Origin of the sequence: Fischerella sp. PCC 9605, from assembly GCF_000517105.1 — a bacterium.
Lineage (GTDB): Bacteria > Cyanobacteriota > Cyanobacteriia > Cyanobacteriales > Nostocaceae > PCC9605.
The window spans coordinates 333,844-355,914 of sequence record NZ_KI912154.1 but is presented as its reverse complement, the minus strand read 5'-3'; the positions used below and the strand labels follow the sequence as shown (position 1 = coordinate 355,914).

At 42.4% G+C, this 22,071-nt stretch carries 15 protein-coding genes; 11 read left to right on the top strand and 4 right to left on the bottom strand.

All coding sequences use genetic code 11. The features are described from left to right. The first annotated feature begins 85 nt into the window (after positions 1 to 85). From FIS9605_RS0135685 to FIS9605_RS0135675, 3 genes are read left to right on the top strand one after another with little or no spacing between them, the layout of a single operon-like run. Complete coding sequence (locus FIS9605_RS0135685) at positions 86 to 421, top strand: hypothetical protein (protein ID WP_026736739.1); 336 nt, start codon at positions 86 to 88, stop codon at positions 419 to 421. Continuing rightward, on the top strand, positions 391 to 732 hold the full coding sequence (locus FIS9605_RS0135680; protein ID WP_155960676.1) for a hypothetical protein: 342 nt from the start codon (positions 391 to 393) through the stop codon (positions 730 to 732). Before FIS9605_RS0135685 ends, FIS9605_RS0135680 begins: the two co-directional genes overlap by 31 nt. A 15-nt stretch (positions 733 to 747) precedes the next feature. Then, positions 748 to 981, top strand: coding sequence for a DUF2905 domain-containing protein (locus FIS9605_RS0135675; RefSeq protein ID WP_026736737.1), 234 nt, complete (start codon positions 748 to 750; stop codon positions 979 to 981). Between the two features lie 440 nt (positions 982 to 1,421). On the opposite strand, the gene FIS9605_RS0135670 is transcribed toward FIS9605_RS0135675, so the two are convergent. The 4 genes from FIS9605_RS0135670 to FIS9605_RS0135650 all read right to left on the bottom strand — a co-directional run bounded on the left by FIS9605_RS0135670 (position 1,422) and on the right by FIS9605_RS0135650 (position 5,551). Next, positions 1,422 to 2,174, bottom strand: a complete 753-nt coding sequence (locus FIS9605_RS0135670) for a sucrose-phosphate phosphatase (protein ID WP_026736736.1) — start codon at positions 2,172 to 2,174, stop codon at positions 1,422 to 1,424. A gap of 152 nt (positions 2,175 to 2,326) precedes the next feature. Continuing rightward, complete coding sequence (locus tag FIS9605_RS0135665; RefSeq protein ID WP_442854760.1) at positions 2,327 to 2,680, bottom strand: STAS domain-containing protein; 354 nt, start codon at positions 2,678 to 2,680, stop codon at positions 2,327 to 2,329. Between the two features lie 104 nt (positions 2,681 to 2,784). Further along, positions 2,785 to 4,173: a glycosyltransferase gene (locus tag FIS9605_RS39610; protein WP_231510603.1), complete on the bottom strand. Its 1,389-nt coding sequence runs from the start codon at positions 4,171 to 4,173 to the stop codon at positions 2,785 to 2,787. Between the two features lie 700 nt (positions 4,174 to 4,873). Continuing rightward, complete coding sequence (locus FIS9605_RS0135650) at positions 4,874 to 5,551, bottom strand: response regulator transcription factor (protein WP_026736733.1); 678 nt, start codon at positions 5,549 to 5,551, stop codon at positions 4,874 to 4,876. An 88-nt stretch (positions 5,552 to 5,639) separates the two neighbouring features. Between FIS9605_RS0135650 and FIS9605_RS0135645 the strand changes: the two genes are divergently transcribed. The 8 genes from FIS9605_RS0135645 to FIS9605_RS0135595 all read left to right on the top strand — a co-directional run bounded on the left by FIS9605_RS0135645 (position 5,640) and on the right by FIS9605_RS0135595 (position 22,070). Beyond that, positions 5,640 to 7,025 (top strand): sensor histidine kinase, encoded by a 1,386-nt coding sequence (locus tag FIS9605_RS0135645; protein WP_035140794.1) that lies wholly within the window; start codon positions 5,640 to 5,642, stop codon positions 7,023 to 7,025. Positions 7,026 to 7,434: 409 nt separating this feature from the next. Then, positions 7,435 to 8,229: a phosphatase PAP2 family protein gene (locus tag FIS9605_RS0135640; protein ID WP_082209957.1), complete on the top strand. Its 795-nt coding sequence runs from the start codon at positions 7,435 to 7,437 to the stop codon at positions 8,227 to 8,229. A 513-nt stretch (positions 8,230 to 8,742) separates the two neighbouring features. Further along, positions 8,743 to 9,579, top strand: a complete 837-nt coding sequence (locus FIS9605_RS0135635; protein WP_026736730.1) for a sulfite exporter TauE/SafE family protein — start codon at positions 8,743 to 8,745, stop codon at positions 9,577 to 9,579. Between the two features lie 86 nt (positions 9,580 to 9,665). Further along, positions 9,666 to 10,205 carry a DUF1634 domain-containing protein gene (locus FIS9605_RS0135630; protein WP_026736729.1) on the top strand — a complete coding sequence of 180 codons (540 nt, stop codon included), beginning with the start codon at positions 9,666 to 9,668 and terminating at the stop codon, positions 10,203 to 10,205. 1,744 nt (positions 10,206 to 11,949) lie between these two features. Beyond that, positions 11,950 to 13,791 carry a fatty acyl-AMP ligase gene (locus FIS9605_RS0135615; protein WP_026736727.1) on the top strand — a complete coding sequence of 614 codons (1,842 nt, stop codon included), beginning with the start codon at positions 11,950 to 11,952 and terminating at the stop codon, positions 13,789 to 13,791. 1,647 nt (positions 13,792 to 15,438) lie between these two features. Further along, positions 15,439 to 15,756, top strand: a complete 318-nt coding sequence (locus FIS9605_RS0135605; protein ID WP_026736725.1) for an acyl carrier protein — start codon at positions 15,439 to 15,441, stop codon at positions 15,754 to 15,756. Between the two features lie 70 nt (positions 15,757 to 15,826). Beyond that, positions 15,827 to 17,188: a hypothetical protein gene (locus tag FIS9605_RS0135600; protein WP_051470326.1), complete on the top strand. Its 1,362-nt coding sequence runs from the start codon at positions 15,827 to 15,829 to the stop codon at positions 17,186 to 17,188. A 58-nt stretch (positions 17,189 to 17,246) separates the two neighbouring features. Then, positions 17,247 to 22,070 (top strand): type I polyketide synthase, encoded by a 4,824-nt coding sequence (locus tag FIS9605_RS0135595; protein WP_026736723.1) that lies wholly within the window; start codon positions 17,247 to 17,249, stop codon positions 22,068 to 22,070. The last annotated feature ends 1 nt before the right edge of the window (position 22,071 follow it).

Sequence of the window (22,071 nt, the reverse complement as noted above, 5' to 3'; positions counted from 1 at the left end):
CATTTTTCTAATATTGAGTCATGTTTATATAACAAATATATGCTATATTAATAATGTGATAAACCCTACAGAAATAGGCTTTGTCATGATTAGAGAAGACATCTTGGCAAAAGAATTTGTGAAGGTAATCAAAAAGTATTACCCAAAATCCGGAGAATTGTTGGATGACTGTTATGTGAAAGTCATCACCAATTACTGGGGAAGACCTCCCAAACGATTGCGATACATAGGGATTTATTGTTCTGACAAAATGATGCCCTATGTGCAAGCCCACAAAGAAGTACTCCGAGAAGTAGCAGAGAATATGGGGTTGGTTCAGGTAGTCTTCCTGAATGCCTCGCGACTGTTACGCGATCCAATGTCGAAAATCAAGCAAGCAGATCCACGCTTGTGGTTAGACTTGCACTGGGTTGCAATGTAGAAATAATAGCGATCGCAATGAGAACCGGAATTTTCTGCAATTACGAGAATCACCATCTAGTTGCCCATCGCGCTATTCAAGAACAAGTTGTGGTGGTAAAACACGCAGCTGATGCTGTCACCCAACTGTTGACTCCAATCATTGCTAAGATATTGCCAACCTATTTTAGATGGATGTCTGCTATCTTTATTCCTCCGCTAATGGTAGCGAAACTGCAACCAGAACCTTGGACACCACCACCTCTGGTTTATAGACGTATCCTTTTGGAGGATGCAACTTTAGAAAAAATTTGCCAAATCTTAGAAGGGTGAGTTTGATTCTTAAACATGGAGAATATCGGCAAATTAATTGTTAGTCTGGGCGTAGTTTTAGTAATTGTTGGTCTTGTGATCTGGCTGTTTGCAGATAAGTTAAGTTGGTTAGGCAATTTACCAGGAGATATTAAAATTGAGCGTCCTGGATTTACCTTCTATTTCCCTGTTGCAACTATGATACTCATCAGCATTGCCTTGAGTGGTGTGATGTGTCTCATCGGGATGATTACTAGATTGGCTCGCTAGTAAGCCAAGCCACTTTTGAGCATTTCCTCGCTTGAAAAGTTATTTTTTGAGGTAGAGAGTGCGAGCAGATTCGGCAACTTGGAACATGAGTTTAAGTCACATTTTTTGTCAAAAGTGAACTACCTACATCGCCGCGAAGAGGTCGATGTAGGCTTCCTGTCCAACAGAAAGCGCAGTAGTGGATTTCTTTCGTCCTCCCTTACTCCGACTTACATCTGGGCGGCAGGCTTTATCCCCCGTTCCAGAGGTCAAAATTCGTAGTCCCTCATCTCTGAGGTTAATAGCTGCGTTGATGTCCCTATCATGCTTAGTTTGGCAATTTTCGCAAGTCTAAAATCTTATATCTAGCGGTAAACTATCAACTTGATTAAGGCACACATGACAGGTTTTTGAACTGGGAAAAAATCTATCAACTTCCTGATAAATTTTCCCTTCCATATCTAGTATCTATACTGTGAAAACGGTAACACATCAAAGTAGATAAATCCTTCGAGAATGCCTACAGCATAAGGGTAATGAGTTAGATAGTGCCGAGGGTAACGCGTGTTGTAATACCACCAAAGAAGTTCTGTCTGGGCATTGCCAACGATAATCCCAGGTGATGATAGTTGAAATAGACTAATGTCATTCCCAGAACCTCCACAGATAATGGTTGCATTCGGTTGTACTTGTAGCAATTGTTGAAGATAGACAGTAGCGTTACCTTTGTTACTGCTCTGGGGTACGATATCAACATCTCGCCCATTGCTGAAAATTACCTGAGCCGACAATCCAGCAAATTTTAATAAATTTCGCACATCATTAATGACATCAAGTGACGCAGCCATATCCAACCAAAAGCTTAACTTCCAAGGTGTTTGTTCGCTTTCGGGTTGGAGTTTCAGTTCAGAAAATTCGCTGGCAACAGACCAAACTCTATCCCTATTCCAATCTTTTGAAATGTAGTTTGCCCAATCCTGTTCTAAAAAAGCACCCTGTTGATAAATTTCACTACCTACACTAGTAATTAAGAAATCTGGTTTTAAAAGCTTTGCTTGTGCTATTAGCTTATGGCTAGAAGCATAAGAGTGGCTAGTAACATAGACTAAGTAAATCTGATTGTGTATGGCTTCCAACCGTTGATTTAAAGCGGCGTTAGCTTGATTATTCTCGACTAAAGTATTGTCCAAGTCAATAACTATGAGCAGTTTCATGTTTAGTTTTTCTCACTGAAAAAATGTTAAGAGTAAATTTAAACAATCTGAATAAATTTAAATCTCTAGATTTAAATACAGGGAGTATAATTATTCCTTTATTAATATAATTAACCTTCAGAAAAAATCCGTAATATCTTCAAAAATATCAGCTAAGAATACAGTTTAAGTAGAATTTTTAAAGCTTCTTCTTCAGTTTCACAATTTTTCAACCCCGTATCCATCATTGTTACTAATTTGATTTCTGGGTGTAGATTGCAAATGCGAAAACTGCCCTTGGCTTTCTGAGCATCCCGCATTCCAGCCACCAACGAAGTCAGCCCAGTGCTGTCAATAAAAATTACTCGATCAAGATTTACAACTAGATGGCAACTGTGTTGAGAAAAACATTCTTGTAATCTCATCCGAAATTGCCAAGATGTGGTAATGTCTAGCCGCTCTTTAGGTTTTAAGACAATAACAGTATTTCCATCCTGGGTTGTATGTTTGTTTTCCTCTATCTCCATCACAGCATTTGCCTCCTTTAGGCATTAAAATTAACTACCATTTCATTCACATTTGATTTTGGAACTGATAAATTTGACTCAATTCAAGCGATTGTAGATGCTTTTTACTTTGCATTCAGCCACTGTGCAGTGTCGTTAGAGAATGAGTCAATTAATTTTTCTAGAGTCTTAATTTCACTAGATTTCAAAGCATTTGATTTCAACAAAGTTTGGATTTGTCTTTCCAAGGTCGGAGTTAACTTTTTAGTTTGAATTATTTCTTGAACAAACGTACCGAGTGTTAAAGATTGGTAGAGTTCGTAAATTTGGGCAGTGACTGCCTGAGTGCTGAAACGAGACTGAACCCAATTGCGTGCAGCATTGCCATAGCACTGCCGAACAGTAGGATCTTCCAACAGATTCCGAATCGCGATCGCCAAAGCATTGGCGTTGTAGGGAGGAACCAACAGTCCGGTTTCACCATGCACCACTGTATGTTGCAATCCTCCCACTTCGCTAGCAATTACAGGCGTTCCTGCTGCCATTGCTTCAATCGCAACTAAACCAAAAGGTTCGTAGTAACTCGGTACAACGCAAACATCCCCTGCGGCATAGTAAGTAGGTAAAATTTGTTGGGATATACGCCCTGTAAAAACCGTAACTGCTTCCAATTCCAGTTTTTTTACCAGGGTTTGAATGCGTTGTTGTTCTTGAAAGTCTGCTGCATCTTCACGACTACCACCAACTAGATAGAGTTTAAATGGATCAGGCAAATAGGTGCAGGCTTTTACTAGGGTTTCAACTCCCTTGCGGGGGTCAAAGCGTCCTACGTACATGATTATTTGAGAATCTGGGGCAATTCCCAACTTTTGACGAGCAACTTCCTTGCTCACAGAACTAAAGTGTTCGGTATTAATGCCGCAAGGAATTACTTTGATGCGCCCGTGTTGTGAAATAAACTGACGCAAATCTTCTGCTTCTTGGGGGCTGGTGGCGATTACACAATCTGCTTGCTCTAAAATTGCCCTCTCTACATGATGGCGAATCGAAGCAATCTGTGGTGGGTTTTCCACATCACGGTATTTAATAGCCCCTATAGAATGATAGGTATGGATTTGGGGAAATCCCAGTTGAGATTTAAGTTTCAGTCCTACCCAACCAGAAAGCCAGTAATTAGTATGAATCAGTGCATAGTTGCGCCCCGTTAGTTGTTTAAAATCAAGCCAAGCTTCCACAAATTCTGGTAGATGTTCAAATAACTCATTTCTGGGAATGAATTTTGCTGGCCCTGCACTCAAACGAATTGTGCGACACCTGGGTGCTAGTTCCACAATTTTTTCTTGGTTGGGGTGTTCGCGTCGGGTAAAAATATCAACCTGACATCCCTGTTTTGCTAATGCCAATCCCAATTCACGCACGTAGATATTTTGTCCACCTGCTCCTTCTTTGCCAATTTCAGCTGTAGGGTCGCCGTGAATTGAAATTAATGCGTAATTAGGTTGAGAATTTTGCATTTCTGGAGCAGAGTTTTCTAGAGACTTAACTAAACTCAAAGGGTCAAGAGTATTCATCATTAAATTTCAACCTGCAAATAATGAACAAGATGTACCCAGAGCGTCAAATTACAAAGTTTATTAAAGCATTATTTCCACTAAAATTAAAATTATTGAGTATCAAAAAAAAATTGCAAAAACCTTCTGGAAAATATAAAGGGATGGTTTTTACCTAAATTTTTACTAGTTTTAGAGTGTTCTGGAATAGAATCAATAAGCAACCGAATTGCTTCGTGAACTGATATTTTATGGTTTTCTGCATAGACTTTGAGTTTGAGATACTGCTCATTAGTAAGAACGATGTTGGAAATATTTACTGAAAAATGAGACATATAAATTGACCCAAAACTAAAATAATCTTCCGAAATTGACTCTTTGGGAATGTTACATCTTAGAAGTCAAAAAATCGGGTAAAAATCGGGTAAAAATCGGGTAGTTCAATATCAGCTTCAGGTCAAAAACTCTATTGTTGTAGAGAGCTACTTTGATAAAATTATTAATATTATATTTTTAAAGAAATTTATGTCAAAATTAAAATTCTCCAAACCAAATTATTAAATCGGTTTGGAGAAAGCATGGTGTCAAGGAGTTATTTTAAATGGGAGTCTAACAATCGGTTGTGGAGATAAGGGACAAAAATTGGGTAGAAATCGGGAATTTCCTAAAGCTGCTTGAGGCGATAGCCCAATCCATGAACTGTCTCTATCAAACCATCAGGAGCACCTGCCTCTCTTAGTTTATGTCGTAAACTTTTGATGTGAGATTTAACAGTTTCTTCACTGGGTGGGTCATCCAGTGACCAGATGCGCTCAATCATCCCGGCTCGACTTAATACCCGGCGACCGCTAGAAACCATTAGTTCTAGGAGGGCAAATTCTTTTGCTGTCAGGTGTAGAGGTTGGTCAGCATAGGTAACTTCATAAGTGGTGGGATTTAAATGCAGATTACCCCAACTGAGGTCTGGGGAAGAAGCTGCGGCGCTATTGCGACGCAACAATGCGCGAATGCGAGCCATTAGCTCTGGCATTTCAAAAGGTTTGACCATATAGTCATCAGCCCCAGCATCCAACCCGGTAACTTTGTCAGTAAGGGTGTCGCGTGCTGTTAACATGAGAACAGGTAGTGTACTATTGCGCGATCGCAAGCGTTGGCAAAAACTTATACCGTTTAACTTGGGTAAGGTAATATCTAGCACCACTAAGTCATATTCCAACCCATTGACAAAATCCCATGCTTCTTCCCCATCTTGAGCTACATCCACCATATATTGACGGTCAGTAAGAGCTTCCATCAGCATCTCTGCTAGCTGGACATCATCTTCAACTACCAAGATACGCATTGTCAGAAATATTTTTGAATTAACTTTAATGTAAGGTTTTTTATAACAAACGATGCCGAGTTCAAACGATTAACTAAAATTATTTTCTATGAAATGGTCGCTGGAAGGGAAATGGATAGCCTCTGGCTTTGGCTTATCTTTGTTATTAATGGGTATAGTCAGCTTTATTTCTTACCAAAACGCTACTCAATTAATTGAGAGTGGCAATAAAGTGAAGCATACCCATGAGGCAATGAAAAGCCTGATTGATATTTTCGCGACACTGACTGATGCAGAATCAGGACGTAGGGGCTATATTCTGTATGGAGAGCGCTCAGAACTCAAACGTTACAATCAGGCAATGCAAAGCCTAGATGCCAAAGTCAAAAAATTGCAGCAACAATTAGCTAATGACCATTCTCAACAGCAGCAGTTGGCGAGGCTAAGATTCCTAATAGCTCAAAGAGTTGAACTGTCCAAACAGTCGATTAATCTCAAGGAAGTAGGTAAATCAACTTTTACTCTTCAAGAAACCCTAGTTGCTCGAAGCAACCAAAATCGTAGTGAAATCCGCGAAACACTGACCCAAATGCAAACTAGGGAAGAACAGTTATTGCAAATCTCGGTTAGACATTCCCAGAGGAATATCCGCAACCGGATGTTGATTGAATTCCTCGGCACTTTGCTGAGTTTTAGTATTTTGTTAGGTGTTTATGCTTTGCTTTATCAACAATTAGTTAAGCGTCAGCAAGCGGAAGCCACTCAAAGGACATTAGCTCAAGAAAAAGAACTCAGCGAACTGAAGCTACGCTTTTTCTCAATGGTTTCTCACGAGTTTCGCACGCCTTTGAGTATTGTTTTAGGATCGGCTCAATTGTTGGCTCAAAGCGAACAGCAGTGGACAAAAGAAAAGAAGCTCAAAAATCTGCATCGAATTCAATCTTCAGCTAGGTCAATGAATCAATTGCTGACGGATATTCTCACTCTAACTAGAGCAGAAGCAGGCAAATTAGAATTTCATCCAGAACTCATTGATTTAGAAGCATTTTGTATAAATTTGATAGAAGACCTCCAGTTTTGCAATCAACCGCAGCATACTATTAAATTTATTAGTCAAGGTAGCTGTACCCATGCCAAATTGGACGAAAATTTGCTGTACTCAATTCTCAGCAATTTGCTATCAAATGCAATGAAATATTCTCCTCAAGAAGGAACTATCTTTTTGATTCTCAGTTGTGAACTAGATGCAATATTTTTCCAAGTCAAAGATTCCGGAATAGGAATTCCTTCAGAATTTCTCCAGCATTTATTTGAACCTTTTCATCGTGCTAACAACGTGGGTAAGATTGTTGGCAGTGGACTAGGGCTAGCTGTGGTGAAAAAGTGCCTGGAACTGCATCAAGGAGAAATCTCTGTAGAAAGTGAAGTAGGGGTTGGAACAATTTTTACGGTAAGAATTCCTCAAAATATGACAGCAATGGCAAAGAGTAAATAAGATTGATGTGCCACGAGATGGAAATACCTGTCACGCGATCGCTGCCGAGACGGTAATTTTAAACCTTCTCTAGTCACTTTGGGTAGAGAATACTTGTGATGCAGCAGCCTGCACAAGTTTCTTAAGTTTCTCTGACCGACTGCTTTGACGCTTTCTTAAAATATTAAAACTTGATTGTATTACCGTATTTAAAACTGAAAAAACTCCAAAAGTCTAAGGGTCGTATGGCTAGGGGTTGTATGGGCTGATACAAAATATTTGTATAAATTTACGCTTCGTATTAAAATCTGGTTCTCTCTGGAAGCCGGGTTTGAGGATATATTTACATTTCGAGAGTATACGATCTAGCTATATTGTTGTATTTTAAGAACGAAATCTACATTAGTCCTAGCAGAATACTGTATTTGATATGGCAGAGTCAGAAAAAGTCAACGATGAAAATCAACTCACAGGAACATCGCCGACTAAGGTACTGTTGCCTGTAGGGTTTGTGCAAAAACTATTGATTAGCCACTGGCCTTCTCTGTTGCTATTGTTTGTGGGAGTATATTTACCACTACAAATTTTTGGACTTTTGGCATTAGAGGTGCAGCAAAATGCGGGTGGTTTTCCTTGGGATTTGCCGATTCTGGTGACAATTCACTCTGTAGCACAGCCACAGTTAGATGCATTCGCGGCGATGTTCACAAAACTGGGTTCGTTTAGGACTGTATTACCCATCCTCAGTACGCTCGCACTCATTCTCATACTGCAACGTCGGTGGCGATCGCTCACCTATTTAGTTATCACCGCTGCTGGTAGTGCGATTATCAACCACACAGCCAAGGAATTTTGGCACAGAGTCCGTCCCCATCTGTGGGATTCTGTTGCACCAGAGTTTACTTATTCATTTCCCAGTGGTCATGCCATGACTAGTATGACATTGATTGCCATTTTGGTAGTTTTGACCTGGGGTAGTGCTTGGTGCTGGTTGGTAGCGATGTTGGGCAGCTTGTATGTATTAGCGATTAGCTGGACACGGCTGTATTTGGGAGTTCATTTTCCCAGTGATATTGTTGCAGGTTGGATGGTTGCGATCGCCTGGGCAATTGGCGTGAGTTTGATTATTAGGCCTTATTCACAATCGGCAAGTATTGACAGCGAAAAACCAGTGAGTGAAACGAAATTACTTCCTGAAGAACGGCAGTTGTTGGGTGAAGAATAAACAACACAGTAGGGGCGCAGCATACTACGCCCCTACATCATGATTGTGAATCAAATCAATGAAAATTGCTGTAACCTCATAGCGATCGCTTTTTCTCTTCTTTTATGAATGATTCACGGGCGCGATTCGCAGTCTTTATGTGCCTTTGTTTGCTAGTAGTATCTAGGAAAACCTGTTAGCAATTCTCGGTGTCTTTTTCACACTCATGGGTGTGTTGTGCTACACAGCATATAAACTAACGCATCAACACGCGATCGCAGATTTTTTGACTCGTTATGGCAACAATTTCATGCCTTTTGTCTTAATAGGATTAGGAGCTTTTATTATCGTCAAAAGTGGACTCTCACTCTACTCAATCTATTCAATGGTGAATTTGCTATCTCCGTGTCATTGCTGCACAGTGCGATCGGTGGGTAACTGCTGATATGGGGAGTGGGGCATTGGGCATTGGAAATAAGCAACAACCAACCACTAACCACTAACTACTAACTCTTGACTAAAGAGGTATGAAATTTGAACATTTTAGAATTTTCTTTATTAGTTTGGCTGGGATCTTTCAGTGCTGGCTTTGTCGGGGCACTGACAGGGTTAGGGGGAGGAGTCGTCATTGTCCCCTTGTTAACTTCTGGATTCGGTGTTGATATTCGCTATGCTGTAGGCGCTTCACTCGTTTCTGTCATCGCTACAAGTGCTGGTGCAGCCTCAACTTATATTAAAAAAGGCTTTGCCAATCTACGCTTGGGAATGTTTTTAGAAGTTGCAACAACTATTGGCGCGATCGTGGGTGCTTTAATTGCAATGTTCGTTTCTGTCAAGGCATTGACTATTGTTCTGGCAATCGTCCTGCTTTACTCTGCTTATCTTTCAGGGCAACCCAAGCTAGAAAATCCAGAAAATGACACAACCGATCCCCTCGCTGATTATCTCCAACTCAACGGCACTTACCCTACACCTGAGGGTGTGATGTCTTATCAAGTTCATGCTGTGCCAGCTGGGTTTGCCGTAATGTTGGTTGCTGGCGTAATTTCTGGTTTACTAGGAATTGGTTCGGGAGCGTTTAAAGTCCTGGCAATGGATCAAATTATGCGTATTCCGTTCAAAGTTTCGACTACCACAAGCAATTTTATGATTGGTGTCACTGCCGCAGCATCAGCAGGAGTCTATCTCGCCCGTGGTTACATCGATCCAGGGTTATCTATGCCAGTGATGTTGGGAATATTGCCTGGTGCATTTTTAGGGGCAAGAGTTCTAGTTGGTGCAAAAACGCAGATATTAAGAATTGTCTTCAGCCTGGTGTTGGTGTCAATGGCTGTGAAGATGGTGTATCAAAATCTCGCTGGAGGAATGTAAACAATTCAAACTTCAAAATTCAAAAAAAGCAGTGTTGGCAAGCAACTTGGCAGACTGCACGCTTTCAATTGCAATTGGAATTGAGTATGTTTAAATTAAATTCTAACCAGCGGTCAACCTTCACACAGTCAGAGAGTCGAGTTGTTACCTTACCATTGCCACAAAATGTCAACTCTGACATAGATGCATTAGCCAAGCCAAGTCTTGAAACTACAGACACAAAGGTTTACACTAAAAGTCAACAAACGCAGATATTCCAGAATTCACAGCTACTCGATATTTTACTGAGTCATCTGCTCAAATATGGTGTTTTGCTTGCCAGTAGTGTGGTGTTGTTTGGTGGCATACTCTATTTGTTACACCACGGGGCTGAACCCGCACAATATCAATTTTTTCACGGTGAACCATCCGAGTTTCGTTCTCCCACTGGTGTTGCGGTTGCAGTTTTGTCTGGTAGTCGTCGTGGCATAATTCAGTTGGGACTGTTGCTGCTGATAGCGACACCAATTTTGCGGGTGGTGGTTTCTCTTTTGGTCTTTGTCAAACAACACAACTGGATTTATGTGACAATTACCACGTTAGTACTGACTGCTTTAATTTACAGCCTTGTCGGAGCTTACTACTAATCGTAAACTACTAGCTTTTATTTAGGCGATCGCCTTTATGCCGCCTTTACCCTAACTTCATAACTTGTATGTGATAATACATGTACGGTAAATCAAACATCTAAAAATTTAATAGTTTCTACTTTGGCTAGACTCAAATTTCTGTTTGATTCTAGAATTTGTTATGAGACATTGATTACATCATTTACTATTTATTTTTAATAACTCATTTAAATTTCAAAACCTTGGTGCATCCTTACTCATAACGAGAGGTAATTTACCGTTCCATTTTTCTATTGCCTGTTTTTCCATGATTTCCGGAGTCAATCCATCAAGTAGTAATCTTTGTGTTCTAATAAGGCTTATAGATATTTTTATCTGTTTGATATAATTCAGTTTTCTGCCATTCCCAGTGTTGCCATCAAACTTGCTGCTAGAGTTCCTGCAATATTTAGCAGATTTTGGAATACTTGGCGATCGCAATCTCTTCTGGTGTGTAGCTCTCTGTTGATACTTAGAACCGAAGATTTGTTAATTAACTAAACAGTAGGACAGATTAAGTGCGATGGGGATTTTGGGTTGCCGAGTAGACATGCATAGCCTTACCTTCTAGAGGAATGGTACGCGATCGCTGAGTTTATAGGTATAAATTTTCTTGTCCACCTATTTCGCACGTCCCCTCTACAACCAAATCACACTCTTCCCAGCTACTATCGACGTTTCCCAAAATAAAGGTTCTGGGTGTACCAATTATTTGTCCTTCTATAAATCGCTGTTCAATCAAGTCATCCTTACAAGAAGCTGCGGATTATGAGATTGGAAGACACGAGAAAACTCGATTGGCAAAAACTGTTCGTACCTGTCGCCAACTTTTAAAAGAAGTCATTCCGTTTATTTCCCTTTATTCAATCAGTGTGCTGTCTCCATCAGTTGCTCCCATAACTCCCTTCAACAGAAGGGTTTAGTTGTCTTGTAATTTGCGATCGCCCCGTGGTCGATTACTCTCTAAGTTTTATTGATATTAGCCCTAATGTAAAAACATTAGCTAGCAGTAGTTGTGGTCAAACCATGAAGTTATGGAATTTAACTATGAAGTTATGGGATTTAGATCAGATAAAATTGCTTTGTACCGTTTATTACATCAGTTGGAAATTCAATGACTTATAAAGATAGAAAAAAAGAATATTAAAAAAATCCAATGGAAAGGATTGATAGGATAAGATTTTACGAACTAAATCTTCAATTTTCTGTTCCAGAGCCTTGTCAAGGAAGCTCAACAATAAATACTCTACAAGTGAGCGATTAGCTCATGTTTTGGAGTACTCTAGAGTCAAGCCTGCTGCCACCAACAGCGGTAGATTTAGTATGCGCTTCTACCCTAAGTAGTAAACTCTTTTATACCTAAATCGCAAACACTCCTATCTAGAGATAGATAGACAAAAGATTTTGTATTTGTTTAATATTTCTTTAGATTTTGGGGTTCTACTGATTTTGGGGTTCTACTGATTCCGCTTAAACTGCAATCAAAAAAACAGGTCAGGGCTAATCTAACCGCAAAATGTATAGATAAATTTTAGATGTCTGTTTATTAAACAGGCAAACAGTTAAGAGAGATTTCTGAAAAATAAATATTGTCTGCTTGTTACTGTTCATAGTGGATGTAGTTTGTATCCCTTGTTAAGTAAAACGAGGGATGTGTTGCCATGCCATAAAGGATTTGGTGCTGAGGGGGATCGCTGTAACCTATAGTAGTGAGGAATAATCAATGAGTATTAGTTATGAATATCTGGTAGATAAGGAGTACCATATCTCAACTTTTGTCGAGCTACTAAGTTACAGGGCACAAAAGCAAGTAGAACAAAAAGCATATACATTTTTGAAGAGTGGAGAAACAGAAGCAGAAAAGTTGACATATGGAGAGTTACATTTACAAGCACAAGCTATTGCTGCTTCTCTCCAATCTCTGAATGCTGGCGGTGAACGTGCCCTACTTCTCTATCAGCCTGGATTAGATTTCATTGCTGCCTTCTTTGGATGTTTATATGCTGGCGTCATCGCTGTTCCAGCCTATCCACCTAGAAAAAATCAAAATTTATCTAGATTGCAAGCGATCGCGGCAGATGCTCAAGCAAAGGTTGTACTCACTTCTACATCTCTGTTGGATAACCTCCAGGCTAGCTCTAATAAAGAAGGCTTAGGAATTTCTGGATTGCATTGGCTAGCTACCGATGGGTTGAGTCATGACGTAGCACAAACATGGCAGCCACAGGAATTAAACGGCGATACCGTGGCTTTTCTCCAATATACCTCTGGCTCTACAGGCAATCCTAAAGGTGTCATAGTCAGTCATCATAACCTGCTCTCCAACTCAGCTACGATCCAGAAATTATTTGGGCATACAACCAATAGCCAAGGTTTGATTTGGCTACCACCCTACCATGACATGGGGTTGATTGGTGGGATATTACAACCTCTCTACAGTGGTTTTCCTGTTGTATTGATGGCTTCTGTAGACTTTCTCCAAAAGCCAATCCGTTGGCTGCAAGCGATCTCCCGCTACAAAGCTACAACTAGTGGTGGCCCAAATTTTGCTTACGACCTTTGCATTCGTAAAGTCACTCCCGAACACTTGGAGAATCTTGATCTCAGCAGTTGGGAAGTTGCCTTTACTGGTGCTGAACCTGTCCGTGCCGAGACATTAGAGCAGTTTGCCTCTACTTTTGCACCTTGTGGTTTCCGCAAAGAAGCATTTTATCCCTGCTACGGTATGGCAGAAACTACTCTCATCGTCTCTGGAGGTGAAAAAACAGCTTTACCAATCACCTGCAATGTAGAAGCAGCAGCATTAGAGCAAAACCGAGTTGTGAAAAATCAAGGTACTCAGGAAGATACCCGGACGATGGTAGGTTGTGGACAAAGTCCTCCAGAACAGAAGATCGTCATTGTCAACCCCGAATCCTTAACTCTGTGTCCTCCTGAGCAAGTCGGAGAAATCTGGGTTGCAGGCCCGAGTGTTGCTCGTGGTTACTGGAATCAAACTGAACAGACAGAGAAAACTTTCCGTGCCTATCTAGCAGATACAAGTGAAGGTCCATTTCTTCGCACTGGAGACTTAGGATTTTTGCAAGGTGGCGAGTTGTTTATTACAGGACGACTCAAAGATGTAATTATCATCAGAGGGCAAAATCATTATCCCCAAGACATTGAATTGACTGTTGAAAAGAGCCATCCAGCCCTGAGACCCGGTTGTGGATCAGCATTTGCCATCGATTTCAAAGGTTCTGAGCGACTAGTTATTGTTCAGGAAGTAGAGCGGAGTTACCTGCGGAAGTTAAACGTTCAAGAAGTTGTCGGAAGTATTAGACAAGCAGTAGTCGCAGAGCACGGACTGGAAGTTTTCGCTACAGTACTCGTCAAGACTGGAAGCATTCCCAAAACTTCTAGTGGCAAGATTCGCCGTCAAGCCTGTCGAGCAGCGTTTCTTTCTGGAAATTTAGATGTCGTAGAGGATTGGAGTGAGAATCCTCAGAACAAAGCTAAGTTCAAACATTTGGAAGCTGAGGTTGAATCGGTTCTACAGCAGCTGACAATTGGTAAACAGGTATGAACAAGAATCACACTATCTTAGCAATAAGATAGAAAAGCCACTGCCTTGCTGATGTGACCAAAGTTGTAGCACGTGGCGTGACAATAGGCATAAGGATATTTGTGAGATTTTCTGATTGAGGACTGCTTTGAAAAATTTGTTATCTGGAGGAAATTCGAGATGAACGAGAGATTACCATTGTAATTTAAAGCTTTCTCAATTTTTCACTCACAATATTTCAAATTGTGCCTATAATTTTTAAAGAAAGGAGCTTTAATATCTACATTCCCTTTGAAAGGATTAAAACACATTTTTGGCTTTGGCTGTTTAGGTTTATTTTTAGGGGGAACCTAAAGGTCTCTCAGCCAAATAGCAAGTTGTTTATCTTGAGAGCTTTAGTTATGAGGATGTTATCTGATTCCAAAGATGCTTTCTACCGCTTGCAAACAAGACGTCGTAGTTCTTGGTTTGCCGAGTTTTAAAAACAGTCTTTTACTCAAGGGGAATATCTACCAACAACTTGATGTGACTGCAATGTTTGGAACGACCTACTGTTTCAGAACTCTCCCAGGAATCAGAAACTGGGTAGGTCAAAGCATTGAAAACCTGAGAATAACCCTCCAAGACTTCCGAAACCTTAAGAGGGCTATGTCCCAGGTAGGTTACACATCACATACTTGCTTAATTAGCTTCTTAAAGCTAACTAATTCTGCAACTGTTGAGCCTTTGCAACCAGGATCGCAACAGTTGTGGGAAATAACTTGCCCACGTATATGACGGAACCTAATGACAATTATGCCATACAAATTCCAAACATCAGAGCAGCTTGATAGTTGCCAATTAATAGCTAGCAAGTTTCCAATAACCAATAGCAAGTTTTTTACACTAACTTGTGTGTGGCAGCTGCCAGAGAAGATAGCATTATTGTTTGTCGATATCCCGCTAATCAAGGTTTAGTCTTCATTGGTTATTTGATCAAATTGTCTAATGCAGACCGAAAACTAAATCTTTTGGTGAAGGTGAGATAATGCTATCTATGTTTGCTGAAAAAATATTGTTAAATTGCTTACCTCATACCCAGTGAGACGGTTTCAGAACAAGAAGTTAATGCATAGCCAGAATCGCAGGCTTGCTTGTAACAAAGCAGCTTGGGCTAATAACCGGAACTAATTCAGGGTGTATAAGGTAAGCTATGAAATCACATCAGGCGAAGAAGATAACGATCGCCAACGACTACCTACAGACGATATATAGGTGGTTAGCCTTAGTAACTTTTCTCATTCCTTTTTTGGGCACAGTAGTAGCAATTGGATGACTTTGGCGATCGCCCTTTTAATACTAATGACCACAGTACCAACAACCTATGCCTAGTGATTCATCGCACTAATTATGAGAGGTTTGTAGTGAGCGATTTATCGCTCAATTTCAAGGTGCTCAAGCCCTAACTACGAACTTTCACAACTTATCAAAACTAATGCGATAGACCACTAGTGATTCATCGCACTAATTATGAAAGGTTTGTAGTGAGCGATTTATCGCTCAATTTCAAGGTGCTCAAGCCCTAACTACGAACTTTCACAACTTATCAAGACTAAGGTTGTGTAGGTAAACTTGCAGCAATCTTACTACAGCAAACGTAATCATTCATAACATACGAAGGACTAAACGATGGAAATGCAGAATCCTGAATTAAACACTACATCTACGCTTTCGGAGAGTAGCACCATCAATGCACCTAAGCAGGTGCCGACAGCAGCAGAGATTAAAGCTTGGATAGTCTCTTATCTAGCTGATTTGTTAGAAGTTGCTCCCGAAGAAGTTGATGTTACGATTCCTTTCGATCGTTATGGTTTAGATTCCTCAGCAGCAGTTGGTTTAACTGGTGACTTACAAGATTGGTTAGGATATGAGGTTGATCCAACCTTACTTTACGATTACCCAACCATCGAAAGCCTTGTTCAGCATTTGAGTGCCAACTTGAATTGAACACTGAAAAGCCTATCTTGCTTAACTCACTTGCTCAAATCGTTGAAAGTTCTTTATCCAAGAGACAATCATGGTTACAACTAAGGAATTGGATCAGAAATCCAAAGTTTTAAATCAGTTCGTGGACAAAGATAAAAAGCATTTTCAACTCATCAACAAAACCTATCAGACTAACACGGAATCTGATTACACTGAAAAAATAGAAGCTCTAGGCAAAAACTTTGATTACAGCCACAACAGCAATCATTTTTGGGGCGATCCCGAACTTTCCACTTTCTACGGCACTCCTCTCTACGAACAAGCTTCTCATGCACAAAAACTAGCGCTCAATCACCTTTTCTGGGTGGGGCAGTATCAGCATACTGCATCCGCAGAAGCAAACACCATGCTCTACAACCAAATCACATCTGGTGTTTTTGCTCACATTGGGGGATATGAAACTCTATGCCAAGAACTGGACTTTGAAACGAGTCAAGAACGCTACCACATCAATACTTTCCAGAAAATTGGTTATAAGACGAAGATTGCTTTACTGGGCAAAGAGTCCTTTGGTAATCCTCTCCATAAAAAGTTGAACAATCAGACTAACAATAATCTGCGCTATAAACTCCAAGAACTTCCTAAATGGGAATCTATCCAGAATTCCACCTTTCGCTTTCTTACCAAGCTGATGCATCAGGGTAAGGAAAAATACTATTCTCAGTACTTGCAAGAAAAAGGCAGCTCAATCCCCACAGCCACTGGTGGACTGGCTGGAGTAACTGCATCTCCAACCGCGTTTAAATTCCTAAGTTTAAATTGGGGTAGTTCTCCCTTCTTAGCAGCACAGTACTACTCAGCGCGCATGGTAGCAAATATGTCATTAAAAACATATGAGTACCGCTACTACAAACAGTTTAAGGATCTGGATAGAAAAGGTGAGTTCATCCCCACTCCGATCGCTGTATCTCACTATCACTTGTTGGATGAATCCTTCCATACCACAATGTCTCAGGTTATTGCACAAGAGGTATATAGGGATTTTCCGAAGCCCACAGCGTACGAAAAACTACTATCTAACGTCATCATCTTCTTGTTACAACGGGGGCTTTTGAGCGGGTTATCTGCTGCCCTACCCGCTACATTCCGAGATGATGTAGATTTCATACCTTCGTATTATCGGCTGCTCACGTCTCCTCTGTTTAATATGTCCAAGCAGGACACCCTCCATTGGCTGGAGAAGTGCCTGTGTCAAGAACACGAAGGCTTCCATGTCAATCTCAAGTATCACGAAATTCTTTTCAGTGATTTAAGTCGTTTCTTCGGTCGCCTTGAGTACCTATGGCCAGTTAACCGCGAAATGCGCTTGATGGCTGAAGGTGGATCGATAGAGAAGGCAATCAAACGCAATCAAATAGCCTTTAAGCAGTTTGCTCACTCTGTTAATACCTAGAGCGATCGCGCTTTTTGGCATATTAGCAGCAATACATTAAGCGTTGAGGGCTTATATAGTGGAACCCATAGCTATTATTGGCATTGGCTGTCGTTTTCCAGGCGCTAGCAATCCGGAGGCTTTCTGGCATCTTTTGCGCAATGGTATTAATGCCATATCCGAAGTACCTAAGGATCGATGGGATGTGGATAGCTTCTACAATCCCGAACCTGCTACACCCGGAAAAATGAGTACTCGTTATGGCGGATTTATCGAGAGAGTTGATTGGTTCGATCCTGCCTTTTTCAGTATTTCACCGCGTGAGGCAGAGCGGATGGATCCCCAACAGAGGCTAGTTCTGGAAGTTGCTTGGGAAAGCTTGGAAAATGCGGGAATACCGCCTTCGAGTCTCTCTGGCAGTCAGACAGGAGTCTTTATTGGAATTGGCAACTACGACTATGGAATTTTGCTCTCTCAAGATACAGACCGCATCAATGCTTATGATGGCACGGGTAACACACTTGGTGTTGCTGCCAACCGCCTGTCCTACCTGCTAAATTTGCGTGGCCCCAGCTTGGCAATTGAGACAGCTTGTTCTTCTTCCCTAGTTGCAATACATCTAGCTTGCCGCAGCCTACAAACTGCTGAGTCAGATTTGTGTGTAGTGGGAGCAGTAAGCTTGATGTTGTCGCCAGCACAGACCATAGCCTACTCCCAGGCTCGAATGATGGCAGCCGATGGTCGTTGTAAAACCTTTGATGCCAATGCTGATGGTTATGTTCGTGGCGAAGGATGCGGTATTGCTGTGCTCAAGCGTCTTAGTGACGCTATTAGGGATGGCGATAATATTCAGGCAGTCATCCGAGGTTCGGCAATTAACCAGGATGGTCTTAGCAATGGGCTAACTGCTCCCAACGGGCCTTCTCAACAGGCTGTTATCCGCCAAGCTTTAGAAAATGCGGGAGTGGAACCAGCGCAAATTAGCTATGTTGAGGCTCATGGAACTGGTACTTCTTTAGGAGATCCCATTGAAGTCAGATCCCTTAAAGCAGTATTAATGGAGGGACGCAGCAGCGATCGCCCTTGTTGGATTGGCTCAGTCAAGACAAACATTGGGCATTTGGAAGCTGCGGCTGGTATGGCTGGCTTGCTCAAGATCGTGCTGTCGCTACAGCATCAACAAATTCCGCCGCACCTCAATCTGAAGCAACTAAATCCATACATTTCATTAGAAGGGACGCCCTTTGCCATTCCTGTTGAGCTTCAAGATTGGACTGCAAGTACAGGGACTCGTTATGCAGGCATTAGTTCGTTTGGTTTTGGCGGTACTAATGGCCATGTGATTGTTGAGGAAGCACCTCTAGAAAGTCAAAAGTCAAAAGCATGCCCTCGAGCGCAGCGAAGGGTCAAAAGTCAAAAGAAAGAAGCTATAGAACGCCCTCTGCACTTGCTGACGCTCTCAGCCAAAAGCGATTTGGCTCTGCGGGAGATGGCACAAAGTTATGCAGATTTCTTAGCGTCTCATCCCGGAGCATCGCTAGCAGATATTTGCTTTACTGCAAGTACGGGGCGATCGCATTTCGAGCATCGCCTCGCTGTTGCCACTGCATCTTCTGTACAGTTGTGCCAGCAATTAAATGCTTTTGCCACCGCACAGGATACGGATGGTCTTAGAAGCGAGCAAGTAACTAAACGTAAGCCGCCAAAGTTAGCCTTTTTATTCACTGGTCAGGGTTCGCAATATGTAGGTATGGGTCGCCAAATCTACGAAACCCAACCTACTTTTCGGCAAACTCTCGACCAATGCGCCGAAATTCTGCGTCCCTATCTGAAACAGCCTCTACTTGAGGTTCTCTATCCCGAAGCAGGAAAATCTTCACCCTTAGATGAGACTGCTTACACCCAACCAGCCCTGTTTGCTCTGGAATATGCTCTATTTCGATTATGGGAATCCTGGGGAATTAAGCCAGATGCAGTCATGGGTCATAGCGTGGGCGAATATGCCGCGGCCTGTGCGGCGGGGGTATTTAGTTTAGAAGATGGTCTGAAGCTGATTGCAGAACGTGCTCGTCTGATGCAAGCGTTGCCCGAAAATGGCGAGATGGTGGCGGTATTGACAGATGAAGCCCGAGTAGTCTCAGCCATTCAACCCTATGCCCAAAAGGTAGCGATCGCCGCGATTAATGGCCCCAAAAATATCGTCATTTCTGGCGATCGCCAGGCTGTAGAGGCAGTAACCAACGCCCTGCACGCAGAAGGGATTAAGACCAAAAAGTTGCAAGTTTCTCATGCCTTCCACTCTCCCTTAATGGAGCCAATGCTAGGGGAGTTTGAGCAGGTTGCTAAAAATATTACATACTCCTTACCTAAATTTACCCTCATTTCCAATCTCACTGGTCAACCGATTACAGCCGATATCGCTACCCCTGAGTATTGGTGTCATCACGTACGGCAACCAGTAAAATTTGCAGCAAGTATGCAGGCACTAGCTCAGCAGGGCTACAAGGTGTTTGTGGAGATAGGCCCCAAGCCAATCCTACTGGGAATGGGTCGTTACTGCCTAACGGAGGGAGAGATAGCTTGGCTTCCTAGCCTGCGGACAGGGCGTGAAGATTGGCAACAACTTCTTGACAGTTTGGCGGCATTGTACTTATCTGGGACGCCAGTAGACTGGACTGGCTTTGACCGAGACTATCCCCGCCGTCGCGTGGCGTTACCGACTTATCCATTTCAGCGCCAGCGCTATTGGTTAGAAACATTACATAACCATGGGCATTCCAAAGCAGAGCCTTTATCCCAAAACAATGTTCAAACGACGACCATCGTCAATCTCTTGCATCAGGGAGATACTCAACAGTTAGCCCAATATATAGAAACAGCAGAACAACTTTCAGAAGCAGATGTAAAATTACTGCCTAAGCTGCTATCCGTATTAGTGAAGCAACACCAACAGGAGCTAACGGCAGCATCCATCAAAGATTGGCTCTACGAAGTAACCTGGCAGCCCAAGCCGCGTCAGCTGGCAGAAATCAGTTTCCAAGAACCAGGTAGTTGGTTGATTTTCGCTGACAGAGGGGGTGTAGGACAAGCCCTAGCCCATCTCTTAGAAGAACGGGGTCAGAGTTGTCTTTTAGTCTATGCGGGAGACACATATCAAACCAAAGAGCCTGGAACTTGGAGTCTCAACCCATCTAATCCAGCCGATTTCGAGCGGCTGTTGCAAGAGATGGTGGAAACTACAAACCTGCCGTTAAGGACAGTTGTCCACCTGTGGAGTTTAGACACAGGATTGGTTCCAGAGTTGACCATCCCCTCGCTAGAAGAAATTCAGGTTCTCGGTTGTGGCAGTACCCTGCATTTGGTGCAAGCTCTCGCCAACTGTTATCAACAAGCCTTCCCGCGTTTGTGGTTGGTGACGAGGGGGGCAGTACCAGAGGTTTCGTCACTGCCAGGAGTGGCTCAAGCTTCTTTGTGGGGATTGGGTAAGGTAATTGCTCTGGAACATCCAAAATTGTGGGGAGGACTGCTAGATTTGGCTGGCGATGCGCCAAAAGATGAAGCAGTAAATTTGTTAGCAGAGATTTTTGATTCTCAAGGGGAAGACCAACTCGCTTTTCGCCAAGGACAGCGCTATGTAGCTCGTCTAGTCCGAAGCCAAGTACCACCGGCTCGTACTGCGTCCTTCCAGTCGGATAGCACCTACCTCATTACTGGAGGGCTGGGAGCATTAGGTATAAAAGTAGCACAGTGGATGGTAGAGCATGGAGCGCGGCATTTATTGCTGACTGGACGCCGAGAGGCTTCTGCTGAGGTACAGAAAGCGATCGCTGAGATGGAACGGGTAGGAGCTAAGATTGTCGTCGCCCAAGCCGATGTCGCCGAGTGGCAGGATATGGTCAGAGCGATCGAGCAAATTGAAACTTCGATGCCACCCCTGCGAGGAATTGTACATGCTGCTGGCGTTCTCCACGACGGCATTTTGCTACAGCAGGACTGGAAAGCCTTTGAGCAAGTCATGGCGGCAAAGGTTAAAGGAACTTGGATTCTGCACAGCTTGACCAAACAGCTACCACTAGATTTGTTTGTGACGTTTTCCTCCGTTTCCGCATTGCTGGGTTCGCCAGGTCAAGGAAATTATGCGGCGGCTAATGCCTTTATGGATGCCTTAGCCCATCATCGGCGGGCGTTGGGGTTGCCAGGGTTAAGCATTAACTGGGGGCCGTGGAGCGATGCAGGGATGGCAGCTAGCCTCACCAGCCGCGACCAAGCGAGATTTACTGCCCAGGGAGTGGAGCCTATACCAGCACAGCAGGGAATGCAGGTATTAGGAAACTTGCTAGCACAACAGAGCACAACCCAGGTGGGAGTGTTGCCAGTTAACTGGTCTAAGTTCCTCCAACAATTCCCTCAAAGCCTGGCTTCGCCGTTTCTTGAGTCCTTTGCAGCAGCATTTGAAGAACCATCCGCACAGCCAACAAAATTATTTTTGCAGCAATTAGAGGCAGCTCCTGTTAGCGATCGCCGCACTCTTTTAATTGCTCACATTCAAACTGAAATTACTAAGGTGATGGGACTTGACTCTTTCCAATTGCCAGATCCGCAACAAGGTTTCTTTGATATGGGTATGGATTCTCTAATGCTCGTCGAGTTGAGGAACCGTTTGGAAAGCACTCTCGGCTATTCTCTACCTGCAACTTTACCCTTTGATTATCCAACCGTAGAAGCGCTTGTGGATTATCTGGCTAAAGAAGTGATGGAAATAGAGTTGAGTAATGAATCTGCTGTGGAGTTACAGAAAAGCAACAATGAGGAGCAAGTTGTAGCTGAGTCAAATTTAGATCATTTATCAGACAACGAAGCAGAAGCGCTGTTGCTCAGTAAATTGGACAGCATGAGGTACTGAA